Here is a 20,292-nt window from a genome sequence, read left to right on the forward strand (position 1 = left end):
TAGCAATCGTTAATCAGTTGTAAACGTCCACCTTAGTTCCCCCTTTTAATAAGGGGGGTTAGGGGGGATCATAACCTTGAACTAATGTTTACAAATGAGATCATGTTGTTATCTCCCCCTCACCCCAAAGTTTTAAGCCTTAAAACGACCAATTCATCAGAAGCATCAGCAGTAATGCTCCCCCCATCAAAATTGTCAGTAAGTAAAATTGCGATTGACCAGAGGCACTATATTTCAGGCTTTGACCACTGAATAGCGTGCCAAACCCAACTAAATTAATTACGCCATCAATGACATAGCGGTCAAGCCAAGCACTAAATTTAGAGGCTAGTTCCACCACTAACACCACACTCCAACGATAAATCCGATCTAAATAAAAGTCGTAGGCAAGAAAGTCTTGGAGAAAGCGAGAACTACTCCGCACCGGTCGCATCCAAGTTCTGGGTAGAGCAATGGTTGCACCTAAAATTACCCCGATTAGACCCGATAACACCAGTAATAACATTTCAGGTTGTTGGATTACATCAATGGTGCTGGCAAGAGAGCCACTAGAAGCAAACCACAGTTGCCACTGTTGGGGAATTAACGGGGCAAGAAGCGCAATGACAATCAACGCCACCATGGGAAATGCCATTGGCCAGTTCACTTCTGGGGCGCGTCGGGTTTTGGGTTGCGGCTCTCCTAAAAAAACTAAACGGAATACTCGCGTTAAATTTAAGGCACTGAGCGCGTTAACTAGTAATACAAACGCCAGTAACCATTCAGGGAGCGTGCTAGCACTTTCTAGTTCTAGCCATTGTCCCATTACCCAAAAGTTCCCCAAGGGAAGAAGTACCACTAACCCTGATGAACCAACTAGGAAAGAAATAGTTGTCACGGGCATCTTTGACCATAAACCGCCCATTTGCGTAATGTTTTGATCGCTAGTGGTGAGAATAATTGCACCCACACTCATAAATAAGAGGGTTTTCGCGATCGCGTGAATTAATAACAGTAATAAGGCAATATCTAAGCGCCCTAATCCCACTGCCACAAATACTAGCCCCAGATAAGCACTAGTGGAATGGGATAACGCCCGTTTTAAGTCAATTTGCGCGATCGCGACAAAAGAAGCCCCCACAGCAGTCACTAAGCCAATGGCAATTAACGCCTCTTTCACAATGGGAGACAGTTCAAAAATGGGATGCAGTTTAATTAAAACATACGCCCCTGCTGTCACCACAATTGAATTTCGCATTAAAGATGCTGGGGCAGGAGCTTCCATGGCTTCATCTAACCACAAATTTAAGGGAAATTGGGCGCATTTTCCCACTGGGCCAGCAATAAGCGCTAAACCTAATAATGTAGCTGTTAAAGGAGCTAAATTAGCCGTCTCACTCCATTCCGCAATGCCACTAAACGTTAAATCAACCCCATAGCTAGACAGGGCAACTAACCCCATTAAGAGGAGGATATCCCCCACTCGTTTCGTTAAAAAGGCATCTCTGGCTGCAGTTACCACTAAAGGTTGAGCATACCAAAAGCCCACCAATAAGTAAGTAGAAAGAGTCAATAATTCCAATAACCCGTAACTGAGGAGTAAAGAATCACTAAGGACAATCCCTGACAAGGCAGCTTCAAAAAAGCCCATTAAGCCATAAAAACGAGCCAAAGACCAATCCTTTTCCATATAGCCTAAGCCATAAAGTAATGTCACCAGCGTTACCCCAGTGACTAACTCTAATCCTCCCAAACTCACGGGAGAAATTTCCATGGCTAAAGTTAGGTCTAAATCAGCAACTTGAAACCAATGCCAAATTAATTCTCTTGGTTCATCTCCCCAAGTGAGAATAAACACTGTCGAACCATGTAAAAACGCGATCGCGCTCATCAATAAATTAATATAGGCTGCAGGTCTTGGTCCTGTCTGCCGAATCAGCCTCATCGACCAAGGAAGCGTTAAAAGTGCTCCCATTAATCCATAAAATGGAATTAACCAAGTTCCTTGTATTAACAGATCACCCATATAAATAAGTTTCCCTAACGCATCTTATAAATTTTAGTTAACTTTAGTATCACACTGTATCATTTTACTTTACGTATCTAAAAAAATACCAATCTTTTTTTTCAAAACAAAATTTTTTATATTGAGAAACGCTTGAGCGTTTTAAGCACTTAACTCTCCTCCCTTTAATATTATTTTATTTAATTAAAATCTGCACTTTGGTCTTCTTATGGTAAAGATTGAAATTTATAATGTTAACAACTAAAGAATTAATTACAAATTAAAATTTGCGTAGCAATACCAAAAGCTCTCTATTTTACGAACATTTGCTCAAGTAACTTAATTTTTTATAAAGAGCAGAATAAACAATCAAAAATGCAACTTAAGACTCAAGAAAAGATTTTTCTTAAACTGAACCCCCATTATTTTTACATCAAGTTATATTATATTAAAAAGTTATAAAACAGTTTGAGTTTTGCAAAAGAGAGAAGCCTTAGTGAAACAGGGATCAGAGTTCATTACCAACATTAAAAAATATTAAACAGAGTAATTGGAAAATATTATCATAATTTATATTGTCAAAAGCGACAACGTCATTTATGCTTTTTTGTGGTAGGGAAAATAACCTGCCCGTCAGAAAGTAGCACCGAAGTTTTTTTTGAGGAGAACTAAATTCCTCATCAACACTGGGCATCCCCCTGAAGCTAATGATTCAGGAGAAGCCCCCTTACGTCGTGCCAAATTTGACGCTCTTGTATAGATAAATGTTTAGCTTGATAATCGAGGAAAACAAAAATGCCAATTGCGGTTGGAATGATTGAAACTTTAGGCTTCCCTGCTGTCGTCGAAGCAGCGGATGCGATGGTAAAAGCAGCCCGTGTTACACTTGTGGGCTATGAAAAAATTGGCACCGGACGTGTCACCGTGATTGTTCGTGGCGACGTTTCAGAAGTGCAAGCCTCGGTTAGTGCTGGGGTGGACTCAGCCAACCGAGTCAATGGCGGTGAAGTGTTATCCACCCACATTATTGCCCGTCCCCACGAAAACTTAGAGTATGTGCTACCAATTCGCTACACCGAAGCCGTAGAACAATTCCGATAGTGCAGGGGGGCATTTCAAGAGGAATTTGAGATGTCCCAACCTCGTCTCTGAGCAAGAATCAAACCTAGATAATCAAAGGAAATTAAACTTATGGCAATTGCAGTCGGAATGATTGAAACCTTAGGCTTTCCAGCTGTTGTTGAAGCAGCAGATGCGATGGTAAAAGCCGCCCGAGTAACCCTTGTGGGTTATGAAAAAATTGGTACTGGACGTGTCACCGTGATTGTACGCGGTGATGTGTCAGAGGTTCAGGCTTCAATTAACGCCGGAACCGAGTCTGTGAAACGAGTTAATGGCGGACAAGTGTTATCCACCCACATTATTGCTCGTCCTCACGAAAACTTAGAGTATGTTCTGCCCATTCGTTATACCGAAGCCGTAGAACAGTTCCGAGAAGGCGTAGGAAGCCCTCGTAACATTACTCGTCAATAAAATTAGGCTAAATTATGCAAATGGCAAAAGTTCGGGGGACCGTAGTTGGCACGCAAAAACTCCGCAGTATGACGGGGGTAAAGTTGCTATTACTACAGTTCATTGATCACAATGGCGAACTCCTCCCCAAATACGAAGTAGCGGCGGATCCAGTAGGTGCTGGACTCGAAGAATGGGTATTGGTTAATCGGGGAAGTGCCGCTCGCCAAGAAGAAGGTCATCAAAACCGTCCCCTCGATGCAATGGTGGTAGCCATTATTGATACCGTTACCGTCGATAATCGTCGGATTTACGGGGAACAGCAATCGTGACCTTTTGTCGCAATTAATCTCAGACGCGTTTATATTTTAGGAGGAACAGAAAATGGATGAAGCGGCTCCACCGACTCCGTGGTCAAGAGCCCTTGCTGAACCGAAAATTGATGAAACAGCTTATGTTCATTCTTTCTCCAACATTATTGGAGATGTTTCCGTTGGGCCAGGGGTCTTAGTTGCCCCCGGAACTTCAATTCGAGCCGATGAAGGCTTTCCCTTTGCCATTGGTGAAGATACCAATATCCAAGATGGGGTGGTTATTCATGGTTTAGAAGAGGGGCGTGTGGTTGGGGATGATCAGAAAGAATATTCGGTTTGGATTGGGCAAGATACCTGTATCACCCACATGGCATTAATTCATGGTCCCTGTTATATCGGGAACAATTGTTTTATTGGTTTTCGTTCTACTGTATTTAATGCTCGGGTTGGGGATGACTGTATTGTGATGATGCACGCTCTGATTCAGGACGTAGAAATTCCAGCAGGAAAATATATTCCCTCTGGTGCAGTAATTACCAACCAACAAGAGGCTAATCGCTTACCGGATGTGCAAGAGTCAGATCGGGAATTTGCTCACCATGTGGTAGAGGTTAATGAAGCTCTCAGAGCAGGATACCAGTGTGCTAAAGATGCAAACTGTATCATAAATGTCAAACAGAAAGAGAAATTAGCTAACGCCTCTGGTAATGGGAAAGCTGCTAGGAGCGGTTATCAAAAAGGTAATACAGCCTCGTCCTCTAATGGTGGCGTAAGTACGAGTAGAAATAATACACAACAGGGAGGAACAAAATTGAAACCGGAAGCAATTGAGCAAGTTCGATCACTGCTCAAGCAAGGATATCAAATTGGCACAGAACACGCAGATCAGCGTCGTTTTCGTCGTAACTCTTGGCAAAATTGCGCTCCCATTAAAGATCGACAAGAGCGCAGTGTTATTCAATCTTTAGAAGCCTGTTTAGCGGATCATGAAGGGGAATATGTCCGTTTATTTGGCATTGATCCCAAAGCCAAACGGCGAGTTTCAGAAACCATCATTCAAACTCCTGAAGATGAGCCTAGCCAAAACCGAACGACTCAGGGAGGATATCAAGGAAGTAGCCGTAGCTATCAACCTCGTCAAGGAGGAGGCAATAGCAGTGGCTTAGATCAAGAAGTTGTGGAACAAGTGCGTTCGCTATTAAATCAGGGCTATCGCATTAGCACAGAACACGCGGATCAGCGTCGTTTTCGTCGCAACTCTTGGCAAAATGGCGCACCGATTCAGAGTACACAAGTTTCCCAAGTAGTTTCGGAATTAGAAGCCTGCTTAAATGAATATAGTGGCGAATATGTGCGTTTAGTGGGAGTTGATCCGAAAGCGAAACGTCGGGTTTTAGAACAGTTGATTCAATCACCCGGGGACAACAATGGCGCGGCTCCATCTTCTGGCAAGAAAGCCACCTCTCAGGGAAATTCTGGCAATAATACTGGGCAACTCAGTAATGATTTGAGACAACAAGTGGAATCCTTGGTCAATCAAGGTTACAGTATTGGCTTAGAGTATGCAGATCAACGCCGTTTCCGTCGCAATTCTTGGCAAAATGCCGGCTTAATTGAAGGGAATGCGAAACAAGTTTTGGCAGAGTTAGAATCTCATTTGGCAGAACACAGCCAAGAGTATGTGCGTTTAGTGGGAATTGACCCTAAAGCCAAGCGTCGTATTGTGGAAACCTTGATTCAGTCACCTGGACAAAGCTCAAATAACCAAAAAGCAAACTCAGGCGGTCAAGGGTTTGGCGGTTATACCCAAAGTAATGGAAACCAAGGCAGTCAAAATGGCAGTGCTAAAGGTCGTTTAGATCAAAATACGGTGGAACAGGTGCGATCGCTGCTGAAGCAAGGCTATAAAATTAGCACGGAATACGCCGATAAACGTCGCTTTAGTCGCAATTCTTGGCAAGGTGGTTCTCCCATTGAAAGTACCCGCGAAGGAGATGTGTTATCAGCTTTAGAAAATTCTCTTGCAGAACATCAAGGAGAGTACGTGCGCCTTGTGGGAATTGACCCCAAAGCCAAACGCCGTGTATTGGAAACGACGATTCAGCAACCTGCCTAAGTGGAGTCCGATCAGGGGTCAGTCTTTTACTGAACTTACTCCTGATTAAAAAATGTCATGTTTGTAAACCTTATTTGGAAGCCATTTAGTGGCCAGCGCCCATGTCTGTGCTTTCCTTGCCGATAACAGGTCATACCGAAGTTTATGTCAGTGGTGAGGTGACGATTGACGAAACTGCGACGATCGCGCCTGGGGTGATTCTCCAAGCGACCGCCCAGGGACGAATCATCATCAGAGCAGGGGCTTGCCTTGGAATGGGAACAATTTTAACGGCAACGGAAGGAACCATTGAAATTGGGGAAGGAGTGATTTTAGGGGCAGGAGTTTTAATTGTTGGTTCAGGTAAAATCAGCGATCGCGCTTGTATTGGCGCAGCGAGTACCCTAATTTCTACCTCCATTGAGGAAATGCAGTTAGTGTCTCCGGGTAGTCTTTTAGGTGCTCCCACTCGGGCTGAAAATCAAACTTCCACCTCCCAAAATGGACAAAGTCCTCCCTTTAACCCTGATAACAATGGGGGTGTCACCAATTCCGAGTCTAATAATTCTCCAGAAGAATTGTCCCCTGCAAGCAACAGTCATCCTCAACCCCAAGACGACAGCGATGATCCTTGGGATGAAAACGAAAATCCCTCTGAAGACGAAGAAAATAGCCCTTCTCAAGAGCAATCCCGTAACCAAGCCACAATTTATGGTCAAACTCATATTGAACGCTTAATGGTAACGTTATTTCCCCATAAAGATCAATTTAACAAACCCAACAATAACTCGTAATTAATCAGTAATGCGAGTAACAACTGAGTAACGAACAATAAAAAATAATGTAAATAAACGTAAATTAAAGAATACTTAATTAACCCGTTTTACTCCTGCCTCAATAAGATTCAAAAAATGCAGGAAAAGCGGGTTACTTCCCATTTTAAAATTAGAAACCTCTAGAGAAAAAGTGCGAAATTAAACATTAAATTAATAAGCAAAAACTATTTTACTAAAAATTAAGTTTAATATGTAAAATGCACTCTATTCATGTTAAAGTGAAAGGCAAAGTGAGGGAAAGCCAAAACCGAACAAGTATCACTTTTCGGAAAGCCAAGACTTGTGACTTATAAAACCTCAACATTCAGGAGAAAGAAATGGCACAAACAAAACAAGCATCGAGTGGTTTTAAAGCTGGGGTACAAGATTATGCCCTAACTTACTACACTCCCGATTACACCCCTAAAGATACTGATATTTTAGCCGCGTTCCGAGTAACAGCCCAGCCAGGAGTTCCTCCTGAAGAAGCAGGGGCAGCGGTTGCCGCTGAATCTTCCACAGGAACTTGGACAACAGTTTGGACAGACCATCTCACCGATTTAGACCGGTATAAAGGACGTTGCTACGAGATTGAGTCAATTCCAGGTGAAGAAAATCAGTTCTTTGCTTTTGTCGCCTATCCCCTTGACTTATTTGAAGAAGGATCCGTTACTAACTTATTAACCTCTATTGTTGGGAACGTCTTTGGCTTTAAAGCATTACGCGCCCTTCGTTTAGAAGACTTGCGGATTCCTGTAGCTTATCTCAAAACATTCCAAGGGCCTCCTCATGGCATCACCGTAGAACGGGATCTTCTCAATAAATATGGTCGTCCCTTACTCGGTTGCACCATTAAGCCCAAATTAGGACTATCCGCTAAAAACTATGGTCGCGCAGCTTATGAGTGTCTTCGTGGTGGCTTAGACTTCACCAAAGATGACGAAAACATTAACTCACAGCCCTTTATGCGGTGGCGCGATCGTTTCCTCTTTATTGCGGAAGCGGTTCATAAAGCCCAAGCTGAAACCAACGAAATTAAAGGTCACTATCTCAATGTCACTGCCTCTACCTGTGATGAGATGCTCAAGCGTGCCGAATTCGTCAAAGAATTAGAGATGCCCATTCTGATGCACGATTATCTCACTGGTGGCTTTACCGCAAACACCACCTTAGCGAAATGGTGTCGTGATAATGGCGTTCTCATGCACATCCACCGCGCGATGCACGCTGTTATTGACCGTCAGAAAAATCATGGGATTCACTTCCGTGTGCTGGCAAAATGCTTACGGATGTCTGGTGGCGATCACCTCCACTCAGGAACTGTTGTTGGGAAGTTAGAAGGTGAGCGCGATATTACCTTAGGTTTCGTGGATCAAATGCGCGAAGATCACGTGGAAGAAGATCGCTCTCGTGGTAACTTCTTTACTCAAGACTGGGCTTCCATGGGAGGAGTCATGCCTGTTGCTTCTGGCGGGATTCACATTTGGCATATGCCAGCGTTGGTTGATATCTTTGGAGATGATTCCTGCTTACAGTTTGGTGGCGGAACGTTAGGACACCCTTGGGGAAATGCCCCCGGTGCGACAGCGAACCGTGTTGCTCTAGAAGCCTGTATTCAAGCTCGTAATGAAGGTCGTAACCTTGCTCGTGAAGGTAGCGATATTATCAAAGAAGCAGCACGCTGGTCACCTGAACTGAAAGTTGCTTCCGAACTCTGGAAAGAAATTAAGTTCGAGTACGAAGCAGTGGATACTATCTAGATTTTTGACTCCCCACGATGCTGGGTCGGGAGAGGTTAATTATTATGAACTCAAAACGAGTGGCTCAAGAAACTGCCAAAGTGCTGCAAGATTATTTAACTTATCAAGCAGTGCGAACTATTCTGGATCAGTTATCAGAAACCAATCCCACCCAAGCTATCTGGTTACGTCAATTTTCTCAACAGCATAGTTTGCAAGATAGTGAAAGCTATCTCAACGCCTTAATGGTGGAGCGAAAAGACCTTGTCATGCGAATTATGACTGTGCGAGAAGACCTTGCAGAAAGAGTTTTGGAGTTTTTACCAGAGATGGTTCGTTCTGGTATTGACCAATCTAATCTGCACTATCGTTGCCAAATTTTAGAACGTTTAACTCAAACGCCATCTGAAAATATAGAAAACTCGAACCCAGATGAAACGGATTCGAGTGAATAATCCCTTTGTAAACTTCTGAGTGAAATCAATTATGAAAACGACACCAAAAGAGCCTCGTTACGAAACACTGTCTTATTTACCCCCTTTAACTGACCAGCAAATTGGTAAACAAATTCAATATATGTTGGATCAGGGGTTTATTCCTGCGGTTGAGTTTCAAGAATCCCCTAAACCTGAAGATCACCACTGGACTTTATGGAAATTGCCTTTGTTTGAGGTTAATTCTCCTCAAGAGGTTTTAAACGAAGTGCGCGAATGCCGTTCTGAATACTCTAATTCCTACATTCGTGTAGTTGGTTTTGATAATATTCGTCAATGCCAAATGATTAGCTTTATTGTTTATAAACCTGAAGGTGGCGTTCGCTACTAATACCATTTCCATAATGGGTCAACTTGATTAGGTAGAATCGGCTCTCCAGTTTTTACTGGAGAGTTTTTTTTGTGGTTTGAGGCTTCAATTTCTGACTACGCCCCTGAGGTTGCTTTAGTGATTTCTAATATGGCTTGACTGGTTTCTTCACCGCGACGTACACAGTCGCCAAGGGCTACCCCATCAAGATAGTTACTGCATAAAAAGAGGCCTGGCAAGTCTTTTAAGCCATCTTTTGCAGTCTTTAAACGCTCTAAATGCCCAACATTATATTGAGGAATTGCTTTTGACCACAAACGAACTGCTAACGGTTTAGGTTCGGTGTTGGGCTTAACTAAAACCTTTTCTAAGTCTTGATGCACTTGTTGGATAATTTCCTCTTCACTGAGTTGGGCAATTTCAGGATCAGTTGCGCCGCCAATAAAGTTGGTGAGAAGATACCAGCCTTGAGGCGTGCGCCCTGGGAATAGAATGGAACTCCAGATTGTGCCTAATGTCCGAAGATTTTGACTGCGAGGATTGAGATTACCAAAGCCATTGAGGGGGAAGCGTAGGGCATCAATGGGATAGGCGAGAACGACACAAGCCACAGGAGGATAGGGGATTTCAGCGAGGGCGTTACTGCTTTCAGGAGAGATATCTTGTAAGAGGGGAGAAGCTACATGAGCAGGTGTTGTTAAAACAACGGTTTTGGCTTCAATGGTTTGTTGCCCCTCAGGAGTAGAAAATTCAGCAATATAGCCCTGTTCGGGATGGCGAGAGAGGCTTTGCAGTTCCCAGTTGAGTTTTAGGTTATCTCCCAGTTTAGACGCGATCGCGCTTGGTAATTGTTGTAATCCTTGCTTAAAGGTTCCCAGTTCTCCAGATTTAGTTTCAGGAATCTCTTTATTGTCTGTTGCGGCAGGTTTCTTTTTCTTCCCACGAGATAATATTGCCCCTGCGACTAAACCACCGCCAGTATCCGCTAGTTTGGTGACTCGTCCAAAGGCAGCTGCAGCCTCTAGTTGATTGACATCTCCAGCATAAACCCCAGAAACAAAGGGACTAACCAGACGTTCGGCAACTTCACTTCCCAGATTACGGGAGAAAAATTCAGCAACGGTTTCTGGTTGATTGGTGACTTTCGGCGGTGCAAACCCTAATGCACCACTTAACGCCCGTAGTTTCCCCAAAGGACTGAGTAAAGGAGTTGTAATTGCAGCCGGGGGAGTCATGGGGACTTGACGTAATTTCCCTTGCCAATAAATATAACGAGGGAGAGCGCGATCGGCAAACACAAACTCATCTTTTAATCCGACATCCACAGCCAGTTTTAGCAATTCTGGGGTAGGGGAAAAACTATTGGGTCCTTCTTCCCAGAGAAATTCCCCTTGTTGTTGGCTAATGATATTACCACCAGCGCGATCGCGCTTTTCCGTCACTAAAATTTCTTGATTCTTTTCTTGTAACCGATAGGCGGTACTTAAACCACTAATGCCAGCGCCAATAATTAAACTATCTAACATATCCCCTCCCGCAAGTCATCAGCCCCCTATTTTACCTAAAAATCAGGACTTTTTACGACGAGGATTCTTGATTTTTTGTCTGAGATAATAACTCTGGTTTCACTCGATAGAAGAAAGAGACCAGAAGAGTGGTAAAAAAGCCTTCAATCACGGATAAAATACTGTAGGCAACTAACGCCAGTAATAGCGCATTTTGTTCCATTTCCGCATCAATCTCCGCAGGAAGGGTGGTAATAATAATCCCTGTAAAAATTAGTGCCGAAATGACTAATCCTCCCATACCCGCCACAAAAGCAAATCCATTTAGCCAGAAAGCTGATTCTCGAAACCGATGCCGTAATTGGAAAAAATGATAAGCTAAAATGGCTGGAAGTCCCATAATCACAGCATTAATCCCTAACGTTGAGAGTCCCCCATGTTGGAAAAAAACGGCTTGAAAAAATAAACCAATTAAAATCGCTGGAAAAGCAAAGTAGCCCAACACTACCCCCATTAGCCCATTCAAGACTAAATGAACGCTAGACGGGGGAACCGGAACATGAATTAAGGAGGCGACAAAAAACGCCGCCGTAAGTAAAGAAGCCTTGGGAATTTCCTCAGTGGGATTACTAAAGCGATTAATTTGCCGTAAAGAAAACCAAGTTAATCCGCCTGTGATGGCATAACCTGTAATTGTAACTGTGGGGGGAACAATACCGTCTGGGATGTGCATCAGCTTTCCTCTTGATTTGCAGACTTCTTACGAGCAAAGAAAAGGGCTGTCCCAACAAAGCCCCATACACCAAGGATTGCCATGAGAGCCGTTTGTAAAGGGGTATAACCGCCCCCTTCCCAACCTTCTGCCACTGATTCCACTTCTCCCTCTTCAGAGGCTTCCACCTCAATTGCTGTCATATCACCGTGTCCTGCTTCTCGTAATCTTGCTACCCAAGTCCCTGGTTTTTCAGGATCAGGTACAAACACAAATGTTCCGTCTTCATCAGTCGTTCCTTCTAACCAAGGCTCATCAGGGTTTTCAGGAGAGTAGATGGTAATTTGGGCTTCTGACATCGCTTCTCCCGTGTCATAAGTGCCTCGTACTTCAATGGCGGACACTTGACGATGTTCAGCGATCGCGGCGTGTCCCCAAGCAGGAGCAGATGTTCCTAACAAGAAGAAACCAAGGTATAACGGGATCAGTTTAGCATTCATTACTCTCTCTCCTATGATTACAAAGGTTTATAGTTACAGTTCAGTAATCCGACAGTGTCCTTCCCCAACATGACCTAATTCCGTAACACTATAGACAAGCGTGTCATGGAGATCATCGTCTAAATCTTCTCGCAGTTGTTCACTGGTAACATTAATACTGTCTCCATCGGCATACTCTAAGAACGGTTCAAAGCCAAAGGCTTCCGAGTTAGGAGACTCATCCATCCCCCGATCATCTCGACCAAAAAAGTGGTCAAAGTGGAATGTGGTATCTAATTCGGCTTCTCCACCAGCTTCCAACATTCCTTTACGCTCATCCCCTACATATTCCCCACAAGTATGGGCAACGGGCTTATCAAGAGAAATGACAAAATCAACGGTTCTACCATCTTTTTCCGCCGTTCCTTCCAGATACAGCGTTGAGCCTTCAGCATCACCACTTTCTGCCGTCACAAGTTCCCAATAGAGGGCATTATACATTCCTGCTGAGGCTTCCCCACTGACAACTGTTGGCGTGTCATCCTCCCCGACTAAATCCACCGTTTCAGGAGACTCTAATAGCATGGCGCTAGTTGTGGCTTCGAGATCGTCATCGCTATTGGCATCAAATGGGGGATCAGTTTGATGAGCTTCAATATTATTAAAGGTGACGTAAGCATGATTAAAACTCAAATCCCAGCCATCTTTACTCTGAAAGCCATCACGCAATCGGGACTCACCATCAGCGATTGCACTAAGTGTTCCCACTTCCCCAGAATCATCTATCGGCGTATCATCTTGAGCAATGTCATCTGGACCACAGCCCATGGCAATTAGTGGAAAACTGAAAGCAATGAAAAAAATTGGTAACGCTGATTTTCTTCTCATATTTTTTATATAAATAAAGAAACTAATCTCTAGTTTGCTTATTTTTTCTTATCATTACAATCCCCCCATAGGGCATTTCATCTTAATTTCGGGCTAGAAGATTAACATGAGACGCGATCGCGCTTATCCTTTCAAAGCAAGGGCTTAGAATATGCAGAAACTAATCATCAATCGCACCCTAACTTTAAGCTAAGATCAACAGTTGATATGCAAGCGACTTATCTTTATAAAAAAACGCGATAGATAACCATGGCAACGGGTAATATTAAAACGTCTTCAGTATCCGATCAGTCTCCAGATTCCCCTTCTCTCCCAACAGTGAATTTACTAACAATGTTTCGGTTGGGGTTATTTCAGTTGGGACTAGGGATGATGTCGATTTTAACCTTAGCGGTGTTAAATCGCGTCATGATTACAGAATTAGCCATTCCCGCTACCGTGACGGCAGGAGTGATTGCGCTTCATCAGTTTTTTGCGCCTGCACGGGTTTGGTTTGGACAATTATCCGATGGAAAGCCTCTTTTTGGCTTACATCGCAGTGGCTATGTTTGGTTGGGAACGATTGCCTTTGCCATTACTGTATTTGTAGCAGTGCAAGTTGTCTGGCAACTAGGAGGAACGGTTCGTGAGTTAGGAGATTGGGCTTGGACAGGAGAAACCATCTTTTTAACTGCTCTTCTCGGGATTATTTTCATTGTTTATGGATTAGCCTTAAGTGCTGGCTCAACTCCTTTTGCTGCTTTATTGGTGGATGTGTCAGAAGAGGAAAATCGCTCTAAAATCGTTAGCGTTACTTGGTCAATGCTGATGTTAGGAATTGTCATTGGGGGGATTACAGGAGGTGTTTTCCTCAATGTGTTACAGCAAGAGGGACTTCCTTGGGGCGCGAATGTTGGTAGTTTATTATTGACAAACGAAAGAGTGATTGAAAACCCCATTGAAAATTTACAGGGGGCAGTTAATCGGCTCTTTTTAATTGTTCCTTGGGTGGTTGTGGGGTTAGCCTTTTTAGCCACTTGGGGCATTGAAAAGAAGTTCTCTCGTTATACAAGTCGTTCAACTGTTGCGGAACGGGAAGATAGTGTCACTTTAGGGAAAGCATTTCGGGTTCTTACTTCTAGTCGCCAAACAGGATTATTTTTTGTGTTTTTAATGGTACTCACCATTAGTTTGTTTATGCAGGAGGCGGTATTAGAACCCTATGGGGGAGAAGTTTTTGATATGCCCATTGCTGAAACCACTCAGTTAAATGCCTTTTGGGGAGTAGGAACTTTAATTGGTTTTAGTACCACTGGTTTTTTAGTGGTTCCTCGTTTCGGGAAAAAGAATACCACTCGTTTAGGCTGTGTTTTAACAGCAATAACCTTTCTCCTCATTATTCTTGCAGGCTTTACTGAAGAAACAATTTTATTAAAAGGAGCAGTCTTTGTCTTTGGTTGGGGGGCTGGTTTGACAACGACAGGGGCAATTAGTTTAATGTTAGATTTTACCGCAGCCGAAACCGCAGGCACATTTATTGGCGCTTGGGGACTATCACAGGCTCTTTCTCGGGCGACAGCAACGGTTGCAGGGGGAGCGGTGTTAGATATTGGTCGCGGTATTTTTGAAGCACCTGTTTTAGCTTATGCCTTAGTGTTTGGCTTACAAGCAGTGGGAATGATTAGCGCGATCGCGCTTTTAAATCAAATTAGCCTCACTGAGTTTCGTAATTCCACACAAAAGGCGACAATGATGGCAATGGAAGGAGATATTGAGGGATAATGGAACAGTTTTGGTCGTCAGTTTTAGCATTTAGTGAAGAAGTTACCCAGCAAGTGGGAGCAATTCTCAGTCAGCAATTTGGCAAAGTACAAGCCACGAATAAACCTGATGGTTCTTTATTGACAGAGTCGGATCAATGGGCAGATGAGCAAATCCGAAGCGCGATCGCGCAAAAGTTCCCTGATCATGGCGTTCTCACAGAAGAGACTGTTCATATTTTTCCCGATACAGAATGGTGTTGGGTGATTGATCCCATTGATGGAACAACCAATTTTACCCGTGGGATTCCCGTTTGGGGGATTTCCATGGGCTTACTATATCAAGGAGAGCCTGTTTTTGGGTATGTCCACTTTCCCATTCTCCAACAGTCTTTTCATGGCTTCTGGCTGGAAAATTCTGGGTTAGAAGGCGAAAACGGGGCTTATTGCAACGGACAGCCAATTCACAGTAGCCCAGATGATCTCTCTACCAATCATTTATTTAGTCTCTGCGTTCGCAGTGCTGATATTTTAGGGCAGCCTTTTCCCTGTAAAACTCGGATTGTGGGCGTTTGCACTTATAGCTTTTTACTGGTGGGAATTGGGGCAGCTTTAGGCGCAGTGGAAGCGATTCCCAAAGTTTGGGATTTAGCCGCAGTCTGGGCAATTGTCCAAGGCGCAGGGGGAAAATTTGTATCTCTGACTCCTACTTCCCCTTTCCCCTTACAGCCAGGTGAAGATTATGGCAAAAAGCCTTTACCCACCCTTGTTCTTAGTCGTTCTGAATTAGCTTCTACATTTGAACCATTAGTTCAATCGGTTGCGAAATCAAGCAATTCCCCCAACCTCTCTTACTAAGGTAGGGCTGTTTCATTCTCCCTCAAAAATTTTCGATGAATTCCTAAAATTCTGATGAGGGGGGGTAAAATTTTAAGTTCCAGAGATAGGTATTGGTTAAAATTATATTAGTTAGGAACAATGACTTGAATTTTAGCGTACCAATTAAAGTCACTTTTATTAAAGGTATAAATTCTTTTAATTTGATAAGCTAACATAGTTGCCAAGTGGATTCTATCAAAAACTTCTGCGCCAATAACTGCAGTTTCTTCTAATAATGGGAGCCAATAGTCAATTAAATTTTCTGGTGGTGGCAAGATTCTCAGGTTAGGCATTTGGGAGAACCGTTTGATACGTGAGACAGCTTCTTGGGGAGATATTGGATTCGTAATACTTTTTGAACTGGTTACAACAGCATAAAATTCTGCCAAGATTTGTGGGGAAATACAAAGAATTTCTGTCTCATTCGGTCGGATAGTTTCTAAGGCTGCTCGATGTTTATCCCGATTTTCTGAACTTAAGTCAATGGAATAAACTAGAACATTGGTATCTAAAAATGTCTGTGTTTTATGAATTGATGCCATAAATGTCACTCCGATGTAAGGAATTTTTTATTCCAATATCGGCAACTAGCCAATCAAATTCTTGATGAAGCTGTTGTAACTTTTCGTCTTCATCTTTTTGACTTGTTTCTGGGATGGCTTCGTTTTGAGAGTTTTGTTTAAGACGTTCGATAAATGCTTGGACTTGACTAATTTGTTCGGGAGTTAATCCCGTTAAATCTACTTGAAAATTACTCATGGCTTTAACCTCTTTTAGTTCATTAATTCTAGATTAACTCTCCAGCTACTTTTGATAAATACTATAGCAACTTATCACTTACTAGAAATGGGATAAAAACTTAAAAAATAGCCCACTAAATATAACGAACCACATAAAATGACCGTTGGCGGCTGTGGATCAAGAAAAGACACCTTTTCTAAGGCAACTTCTAAACTCGAACAAGGAAAACAGTTTTTAACCTGTTGCTGCATTTCACACAACTCTTCAGGAGGCGTTGTACTATGGTCAGGAACCGGAACAGTGTAAAGGGTATCTTCAGGACGCAATAACAGGTTTAAGATACTCTTTTGATCCTTCGTGGATAAAATACCCATAATCCAAGTTACGGGTTGCGGTAATGTATCGACATATTGTCGTAACCCCTCTGCCGCTGCCGTATTATGCGCCCCATCGAGAAGTAACGAGCGTCCTTGCCAGTTTACCCATTGTAATCGTCCTAGCCAGCGTGTTTTCCTCATCCCTTCTGTAATTGCTTGTGAGGAAATATTCCAACCCTGTTGTCGTAAATATTGCAGAGTTGCTATAGCAAGTGCTGAATTGGTTAACTGCACCTCTCCGAATAATGGCAAAGGATATTCAAGGTTATTATAAACTGCCCAGTTGGGGCTTTCACTCCCAGTTGCAGGTTTCACCCAAGTTGTGGGACAATTCAAGGAATCTGCCCGTTGTTGAATCACTGTTGCTGCTTGTGACTCTTGGGGGGCAATAAAAGCGGGACAATTTGCTTTGAGAATCCCTGCTTTTTCGGTGGCAATTTTGCCCAGAGTATTTCCTAAAGCCTGCCAATGCTCGAAACTAACGGGAGTAATGACTGAAGCAATGACCTCCTGTTTAACATTAGTCGCATCCAGTCTTCCCCCTAAGCCGACTTCCATTACCGCAACATCTACTTGATTTTGAGCAAAATAAAGCCACGCCGCTGCTGTCACTACTTCAAACAGGGTTGGTGTTTCTTCCCCATTTATGACTGCTTTGACTTTTTCTAAAACCTTGAGAAATTCGGTTTCTGTAATAGGCTGTTCATTAATACTAAGGCGTTCTGTCCAGCTAATAAGATGAGGAGAGGTGTAACGTCCGACGCGATAACCCGCTTCAGTTAACACAGAGGAAAGATAAGCACAAACTGATCCCTTCCCATTTGTTCCCGCTACATGAATGATAGGAACTTGCTTTTCAGGATTGCCCAATTTAGCCAATAAATTCTGAATACGAGTTAAGCCTAAGTTAACGCCAAAGTATTGAAAAGAGGCTAAAAATTCATCAAGTTTCATTGTTCATTTTTTACGCCACCGAGTTGCTGACGAACATCATCAATGGCAAAGTTGAGTTGGCTAATTTTATCTTCTAGGCTACGACGGGCTGATTCAATACTTTCGTCATCTTCAGCGTTTTTGGCATTTTCACTATTAAAATTTAAGCCCTGATTGGCTTCTTTTTGACGAGAAGCCGCGATCGCGCCAATTACGCCTCCCACGACACCACCAACTAACGTTCCTAATAAAAAGCCACCACTGAATCCATCTCGTTCACTCATAGTTACCTCCTATTTGACTTAAGTTCCAAATGCGCGATCTCCAGCATCGCCCAAACCTGGAACAATATAACCGCGATCGTTTAATTCTTCATCCACAAACGCTGTATAAATTCTTAATTGCGGATAATTTTCACCAATTTGCTTTAATGCAGGTGGGGCAGCCACCACTGAAACAACCCGTAAAAATTCTGGATTAACCCCCCGACGAGTTAACTCCTCTAATACCATCATAATCGAACCGCCGGTGGCTAACATGGGTTCTAAGACTAAAACTCGGGTTTCGGGATCAAATTTTTCAGGAAGTTTATTTAAGTAGCAACTAGGGTTTAATGTCTCTTCATTACGCTCTAACCCCACATGATAAACTGAACACAGAGGGAGTAATGTTTGCGCGCCGTCTAATAAACTTAAGCCTGCACGTAAAATCGGAACTACCCCAATATTCACTTGCGGATTAATCATGGTCGCTGAACAAGGGGCTAATGGTGTTTCCACCTCAGTTTCCGCCGTAACTAACCAATGTCGAGAGGCTTCGTAGGTTAACCAACGTCCCAACTCTGTCATCGCTGTTTTGAATAAAGCATTGGGAGTATTTTTGTCTCGCGCCACCGCTAGCCAATGCTTAATCAGAGGATGGTCAGGGACATAAACGCGCAGTTGAAAGCTCATCTTCCACAATTAACCCTTAATAATCACCTATTAGTCATTCCTCATCGGTAAGAGCGACAACCAATAGTCCATAAGTCATTGTTGATGATCCCTGACCAATTGTCAATCGTCCCATTTATTGAAAATAATTCTGAATTATATTGACAATCTATTTCAATAAAGCTAGAGTATAGAGATAGTGTTCTCCTCTCGTTGAGAAGCAGGTGGGGTGATTCCAGCCGTTCGTGAAAACCTAGACAAACCTATCTAAGGTTGGTCAAAGCTATAAGCTGACGAACGTGCAGACAAGCGTGGTAAGACCTGTAATCAGGCACACTACGTTAATTGAGTCATCACACCCAAGTGTGAACGCCAGCATTTGGCTCTGTGGGCTATGGATTAATCAAAAGGCGAAAGGTTGATAAGCCTGTGTCCTAGCCGTAAAAAGCTCTTTTAACTTTGTCGAGGCCAACTTTACTGTTCATAACAGCTTGGCTTAAGAAGCCACTAACTACCATGTCAAACTATGTGTTTGTAATTGACCAAAACCAAACACCACTAAAACCAGTCCATCCTAAAAGAGCGAGGCAATTGCTTTCTTTTGGTAAAGCTGCCGTCTTTCGACTGTTTCCTTTCACTCTCATCCTTAAACAAGAGGTGTCTGAGCCAAATGTCCACCCACTAATCCTGAAAATTGACCCAGGCTCTCAAGTAACAGGCTTCGCTTTAGTTACCGAGGGAGGAGAAGTAGTTTGGAGAATGCAACTAGAGCATCGTGGAGGGATAATCAAGAAACGTTTAGAACAAAGACGAGCCTTAAGAAGACAGCGACGTTCAAGACTTCGTTATCGAAAGCCTCGTTTCTTAAACCGTAAGCGCAAAGAAGGATGGCTACCCCCCTCGTTAATGCACAGAGTCCAAACCACTGAGACTTGGGTGAAACGCTTGCTCAAGTTCTGTCCGATTCAAGAAATCTGGATAGAGAGAGTTAAGTTTGATACCCAGTTGATGGAAAATCCTGAGATTAGTGGCCAGGAATATCAGCAAGGAACCTTGCAAGGCTATACTGTCCGAGAATACCTCCTCGAAAAGTGGTACAGAAAATGTACTTACTGTAAGAAAGAAGGTATCCCTCTCCAAGTAGAACACATCTATCCTCGGTCTAAAGGAGGAAGTAACCGAGTGAGCAACCTTGGTCTGGCTTGTGAGAAGTGTAATCAAAAGAAAGGCAATACACTCATTGAAGATTTCTTGAAAAGGAAACCAACTCTCCTTGAGAGTGTCCTTAAACAAGCGAAGACTCCTCTTAAAGACACATCAGCAGTTAACGCCACCCGTAAAAAGATTGTCGAGGTAATCTCAAAACATTCCTCACTCAAAACAGCGACAGGGGCGCAAACCAAGATGAATCGAGTCCGTTTAGGATTACCAAAAGAACATTGTTTAGACGCTGCTTGTGTGGGAGAGGTTGAGAGGTTAACCATTTTGTCCGATCAACCACTAATGGTGACAGCGACAGGGACAGGAGGGAGACAAAAATGCCAAACTAATAAGTTTGGGTATCCAATCAAGCATCGTCCTTTGAGACCAATTCAAGGCTTTCAAACAGGAGACATTGTTAAAGTTGATATCCCGAAAGGGAAAAATCAAGGTCAATGGAGAGGGCGTTTGTGTCCTTATTCGGATGGAAACTGTGAGATTTACCCGAAAGGTCGTAAAAGACTGGGAACTAAATTATCTAATGTTTCAGAAGTAATGCATCGTAAAGATGGCTATAAATATCGCCATCAGCCTTAGAAATTGATTGAGATGACTAACTTTGTGGAATCATGTCTAAGATTTTA

Annotated in this window: 21 protein-coding genes; 11 read left to right on the forward strand and 10 right to left on the reverse strand. The window is 43.1% G+C overall.

What is annotated here, in order from left to right; translation table 11 throughout:
* Positions 1 to 139 precede the first annotated feature (139 nt).
* Positions 140 to 2,005, reverse strand: a complete 1,866-nt coding sequence (locus FRE64_RS07030) for an NAD(P)H-quinone oxidoreductase subunit F (protein ID WP_146295308.1) — start codon at positions 2,003 to 2,005, stop codon at positions 140 to 142.
* 774 nt (positions 2,006 to 2,779) lie between these two features.
* Between FRE64_RS07030 and FRE64_RS07035 the strand changes: the two genes are divergently transcribed.
* From FRE64_RS07035 to FRE64_RS07070, 8 genes are all read left to right on the forward strand, one after another.
* Positions 2,780 to 3,085, forward strand: coding sequence for a carbon dioxide-concentrating mechanism protein CcmK (locus tag FRE64_RS07035; RefSeq protein WP_015227514.1), 306 nt, complete (start codon positions 2,780 to 2,782; stop codon positions 3,083 to 3,085).
* Between the two features lie 90 nt (positions 3,086 to 3,175).
* Positions 3,176 to 3,517: a carbon dioxide-concentrating mechanism protein CcmK gene (locus tag FRE64_RS07040; RefSeq protein ID WP_146295309.1), complete on the forward strand. Its 342-nt coding sequence runs from the start codon at positions 3,176 to 3,178 to the stop codon at positions 3,515 to 3,517.
* Between the two features lie 14 nt (positions 3,518 to 3,531).
* Positions 3,532 to 3,828, forward strand: a complete 297-nt coding sequence (locus tag FRE64_RS07045; protein WP_146295310.1) for a EutN/CcmL family microcompartment protein — start codon at positions 3,532 to 3,534, stop codon at positions 3,826 to 3,828.
* A gap of 52 nt (positions 3,829 to 3,880) precedes the next feature.
* Positions 3,881 to 5,926, forward strand: a complete 2,046-nt coding sequence (locus tag FRE64_RS07050; RefSeq protein ID WP_146295311.1) for a ribulose bisphosphate carboxylase small subunit — start codon at positions 3,881 to 3,883, stop codon at positions 5,924 to 5,926.
* A 101-nt stretch (positions 5,927 to 6,027) separates the two neighbouring features.
* The gene (locus tag FRE64_RS07055; RefSeq protein ID WP_146295312.1) at positions 6,028 to 6,699 is read left to right on the forward strand and encodes a transferase; all 672 of its coding nucleotides are present in this window, start codon (positions 6,028 to 6,030) and stop codon (positions 6,697 to 6,699) included.
* Positions 6,700 to 7,058: 359 nt separating this feature from the next.
* A complete protein-coding gene (locus FRE64_RS07060) occupies positions 7,059 to 8,480 on the forward strand; it encodes a form I ribulose bisphosphate carboxylase large subunit (RefSeq protein ID WP_146295313.1) in 1,422 nt (473 codons plus the stop codon).
* A 44-nt stretch (positions 8,481 to 8,524) separates the two neighbouring features.
* Entirely contained in the window at positions 8,525 to 8,914 is a 390-nt protein-coding gene (gene rcbX, locus FRE64_RS07065) for a RuBisCO chaperone RbcX (RefSeq protein ID WP_146295314.1), read from the forward strand.
* A 31-nt stretch (positions 8,915 to 8,945) separates the two neighbouring features.
* Entirely contained in the window at positions 8,946 to 9,284 is a 339-nt protein-coding gene (locus FRE64_RS07070; protein WP_146295315.1) for a ribulose bisphosphate carboxylase small subunit, read from the forward strand.
* A 95-nt stretch (positions 9,285 to 9,379) separates the two neighbouring features.
* Here FRE64_RS07070 and hemG read toward each other — a convergent pair whose 3' ends face one another.
* Genes hemG through FRE64_RS07090 form a run of 4 tightly spaced genes read right to left on the reverse strand, consistent with a single transcriptional unit; the run spans position 9,380 to position 12,847 of the window.
* Positions 9,380 to 10,789, reverse strand: coding sequence for a protoporphyrinogen oxidase (gene hemG, locus FRE64_RS07075; RefSeq protein WP_146295316.1), 1,410 nt, complete (start codon positions 10,787 to 10,789; stop codon positions 9,380 to 9,382).
* 52 nt (positions 10,790 to 10,841) lie between these two features.
* Entirely contained in the window at positions 10,842 to 11,501 is a 660-nt protein-coding gene (cbiM, locus tag FRE64_RS07080; RefSeq protein WP_146295317.1) for a cobalt transporter CbiM, read from the reverse strand.
* Positions 11,501 to 11,980, reverse strand: coding sequence for a carboxypeptidase regulatory-like domain-containing protein (locus FRE64_RS07085; protein WP_146295318.1), 480 nt, complete (start codon positions 11,978 to 11,980; stop codon positions 11,501 to 11,503). The genes cbiM and FRE64_RS07085 overlap by 1 nt, the downstream gene beginning before the upstream one ends.
* A 33-nt stretch (positions 11,981 to 12,013) precedes the next feature.
* Positions 12,014 to 12,847 (reverse strand): hypothetical protein, encoded by an 834-nt coding sequence (locus FRE64_RS07090; protein ID WP_146295319.1) that lies wholly within the window; start codon positions 12,845 to 12,847, stop codon positions 12,014 to 12,016.
* 249 nt (positions 12,848 to 13,096) lie between these two features.
* On the opposite strand from FRE64_RS07090, the gene FRE64_RS07095 reads away from it, so the two are divergent.
* Positions 13,097 to 14,608: a BCD family MFS transporter gene (locus tag FRE64_RS07095; protein ID WP_146295320.1), complete on the forward strand. Its 1,512-nt coding sequence runs from the start codon at positions 13,097 to 13,099 to the stop codon at positions 14,606 to 14,608.
* On the forward strand, positions 14,608 to 15,444 hold the full coding sequence (locus FRE64_RS07100) for an inositol monophosphatase family protein (protein ID WP_146295321.1): 837 nt from the start codon (positions 14,608 to 14,610) through the stop codon (positions 15,442 to 15,444). The genes FRE64_RS07095 and FRE64_RS07100 overlap by 1 nt, the downstream gene beginning before the upstream one ends.
* A 107-nt stretch (positions 15,445 to 15,551) precedes the next feature.
* Here FRE64_RS07100 and FRE64_RS07105 read toward each other — a convergent pair whose 3' ends face one another.
* From FRE64_RS07105 to upp, 5 genes are all read right to left on the reverse strand, one after another.
* Positions 15,552 to 16,007, reverse strand: a complete 456-nt coding sequence (locus tag FRE64_RS07105; protein ID WP_146295322.1) for a type II toxin-antitoxin system VapC family toxin — start codon at positions 16,005 to 16,007, stop codon at positions 15,552 to 15,554.
* Positions 15,991 to 16,224, reverse strand: coding sequence for a hypothetical protein (locus FRE64_RS07110; RefSeq protein WP_146295323.1), 234 nt, complete (start codon positions 16,222 to 16,224; stop codon positions 15,991 to 15,993). Before FRE64_RS07110 ends, FRE64_RS07105 begins: the two co-directional genes overlap by 17 nt.
* A 74-nt stretch (positions 16,225 to 16,298) precedes the next feature.
* Positions 16,299 to 17,537: a bifunctional folylpolyglutamate synthase/dihydrofolate synthase gene (locus FRE64_RS07115; protein ID WP_146295324.1), complete on the reverse strand. Its 1,239-nt coding sequence runs from the start codon at positions 17,535 to 17,537 to the stop codon at positions 16,299 to 16,301.
* The gene (locus FRE64_RS07120; RefSeq protein WP_146295325.1) at positions 17,534 to 17,800 is read right to left on the reverse strand and encodes a hypothetical protein; all 267 of its coding nucleotides are present in this window, start codon (positions 17,798 to 17,800) and stop codon (positions 17,534 to 17,536) included. Before FRE64_RS07120 ends, FRE64_RS07115 begins: the two co-directional genes overlap by 4 nt.
* A gap of 18 nt (positions 17,801 to 17,818) precedes the next feature.
* The gene (gene upp, locus FRE64_RS07125; protein ID WP_146295326.1) at positions 17,819 to 18,469 is read right to left on the reverse strand and encodes a uracil phosphoribosyltransferase; all 651 of its coding nucleotides are present in this window, start codon (positions 18,467 to 18,469) and stop codon (positions 17,819 to 17,821) included.
* A 495-nt stretch (positions 18,470 to 18,964) separates the two neighbouring features.
* On the opposite strand from upp, the gene iscB reads away from it, so the two are divergent.
* A complete protein-coding gene (gene iscB, locus FRE64_RS07130) occupies positions 18,965 to 20,245 on the forward strand; it encodes an RNA-guided endonuclease IscB (RefSeq protein ID WP_146295327.1) in 1,281 nt (426 codons plus the stop codon).
* The last annotated feature ends 47 nt before the right edge of the window (positions 20,246 to 20,292 follow it).

It is taken from the genome of Euhalothece natronophila Z-M001 (genome assembly GCF_007904085.1).
GTDB classification, from domain to species: Bacteria; Cyanobacteriota; Cyanobacteriia; order Cyanobacteriales; family Rubidibacteraceae; genus Halothece; species Halothece natronophila.